Genomic DNA, 2,585 nt, shown 5'->3' on the forward strand with positions numbered 1-2,585 from the left:
CGCAGCGAAAACCCGGCCTGGGCAACGAAATCGGGCTCCAACTCGTCGACCGCCGCGGCGAAGGCCGGCTCGTCGGCGAGCAGCCGGCGGCCCATGCCGGCCCATTGCGACCCGCGCCCGGAGTAGACGAACACCGTGCCCGGCCCGACCGCGCCCTCGCGGCAACCCACCAGGCCGGTGGCCGGCTCACCGGCCGCCAGCGCGCGCAACCCCGCGACCGCCTGGTCCCGATCGACGGCGGCCACCGTGGCGAACGCGGCGTGCCGGGCCCGGTGATGGTTGAGGGTGTGCGCCACGCCGGCCAGCGGCAGCGTGGCGCCCGGACCGTCCAGCCAGTCGGCCAGCACCGAGGCCGTCGCGGCCACCCGCTGCGGAGTCCTGCCCGACACCACCAACGTCGACACCGCCGGCTCTGAGCCACGGCGGTCCGGAATGACTTCCGGCGCTTGCTCGATCACGACATGCGCGTTAGTCCCGCTCACGCCGAACGACGACACGCCGGCCCGGCGGGGCTGCCCGCTCTCCGGCCACTCCATGTCTTCGGTGGTGATCGTCAGCCGCGACACGTCCTCGCTGGCGTGGGGCGTGAGCTCGCGGAAGTTCAGGTTGCGCGGGATGCGACCGTTGCGGACGGCCAGCACCGTCTTCATGAACCCGGTGATGCCGGCCGCCGCCTCCAGGTGACCGAGATTGGTCTTGACCGCCCCCAGCACCAGCGGCGCGCGGCCCTCGCGGTCGGCGAAAACCTTGCTCAGGGAATCGAGTTCGATCGGGTCGCCGAGCGGCGTGCCCGTCCCGTGCGCCTCGATGTAGTCGATCTCGGCCGGGGTCAACTTGGCCGAGGTCAGCGCCTGCCGAAGCAGCGCCTGCTGCGCGGGGCCGTTGGGAACGGTGACGCCGCTGCTGGCGCCGTCCTGGTTGACGGCCGAACCGCGAACCACGGCGAGGATGCGATTGCCGTCGCGTTGCGCGTCGGACAGCCGCTTGAGCACGACCACCCCGCAGCCCTCGCTGCGCACGTAGCCGTCGGCGTCGGCGTCGAAGGTCTTGCACTGCCCCGCGGGCGACAACATGCCCCACCGTGAGCAGGCGATGCTGGTGCCGGGGCTCAGCAGCAGGTTGGTGCCGCCGACCAAGGCCGTGTCACTTTCGTTCCAGCGCAGGCTCTGGCAGGCCAGGTGAATCGCCACCAGCGACGACGAGCACGCCGTGTCGAGGACCATCGCCGGGCCGCGTGCGCCGAGCAGATACGCCATCCGGCCCGCGGCGAAGTTGGCGGAGTTGCCCGTCAGGACGTAGGCGTCGAGCTCCTCGGGTCGCATCGCCTCGGAGAGCGTGAGCATGTAGTCGTAGGCCGTCACACCGACGTACACCGAGGTCTGGGTGCCGCGGATGGTATGCGGCGGAATCCCCGCGTCTTCCAGCGCCTCCCAGGCCACCTCGAGGAACAGCCGCTGTTGTGGATCCATCGCCGCCGCCTCGCGTGGGGTGATGGAGAAAAACTCGGCGTCGAATTCGTCCGGCTGCCAAGTGGAAAGGAAGCCGCCTTCGCGGTTGCAGATGGTTCCCGGCACGGTGTGGTCGTCGGTGTACAGGGCGTCCGCGTCCCAGCGCTCGGGCGGCACCGGCACGATGCCGCTTCGCCCGTCGCGCAGCAATTCCCAGAATTGGTCCGGGTTGTCCACCCCGCCGGGCAACCGGCAGCCCATCCCGATCACCGCGATCGGCTCGGTGCCGGCCTTCTCGGCGATCTCCAGCCGGGCGCTCAGATCGTCGATCTTGTGCAGCGCCTCGGTGATGATCGCCCGGCGGTCCGGTGTCGAGGTGGTCATCGCGTTCCTCTGAGTCGTTCCGAAAGGTGTTCCAACAACTCGGCTTCGGTGAGTTCGTCGTAGACGTCGGAGGCGGGTTCGGCATCCGGTTCGGCGAGTTCGGGCAGCATCGTCGCCAAGTAGTCGGTGAGGCTGTACACGGTCGGGTAGTCGAAGATCACCGAAGCCGGCAGGAATTCACCGAGACTGTCCGACAACGCGCGCTGCAGCGTGACGCTCATCAGGGAGTCCATTCCGAGCTGGAAGAAGCCGATCGAGGGATCCAGCGACTCGCTGGGTGGTAGCCCCATCACCCCGGCCGCCAGCAACCCGACGTGGTCCAGCAGCATGTCGTGGCGGCGTTCGGGCGGGCACTTACTCAGGCCGACGCGCAATTCGCTTGCGGGCATGGCGGTTTCGCCGGGCACCGGAAGCAGGTCGTCGACGATGTGCAGCGCGCCGCGGGTGCGGTAGGCGGCCGCGAGCAGTGGCCAATCCGCTTCTACCACAATGGAATGCACGCCTGCGGCGGGGCTCATGGCCCGCGGCAGAGCGCCGATGGCGACCTCGTCGTTCATGGGCACCAGCCCCGAACCCATGCTGACCTGGCCGAATTGGTGCTCGGCGTCGGACAGGGATTTCCACAGTCCCCAGTTGACCGTCGTCGCCGACAATCCCATCACGTGCCGCGCGTACGCCAGGGCGTCCAGGTAGCCGCTGGTGGCGGTGTAGTGGGCCAGCCACCGCGAACCGGTGAGGCCGGAGATGGAGGAG

At 69.4% G+C, this 2,585-nt stretch carries 2 protein-coding genes; both read right to left on the reverse strand.

Translation table 11 applies throughout. The annotated features are described in order from the left end of the window. On the reverse strand, window positions 1-1,832 hold a 1,832-nt coding region (locus A5701_RS12890), incomplete at its 3' end, for a type I polyketide synthase (protein ID WP_156670075.1). After that, a partial coding sequence (locus A5701_RS12895; protein ID WP_156670076.1) for a beta-ketoacyl reductase occupies window positions 1,829-2,585 on the reverse strand: 757 nt, incomplete at its 5' end. The genes A5701_RS12890 and A5701_RS12895, both read right to left, overlap by 4 nt.

Source organism: Mycobacterium sp. E3305 (assembly GCF_001666785.1).
In the GTDB taxonomy this organism is placed as follows: Bacteria; Actinomycetota; Actinomycetes; order Mycobacteriales; family Mycobacteriaceae; genus Mycobacterium.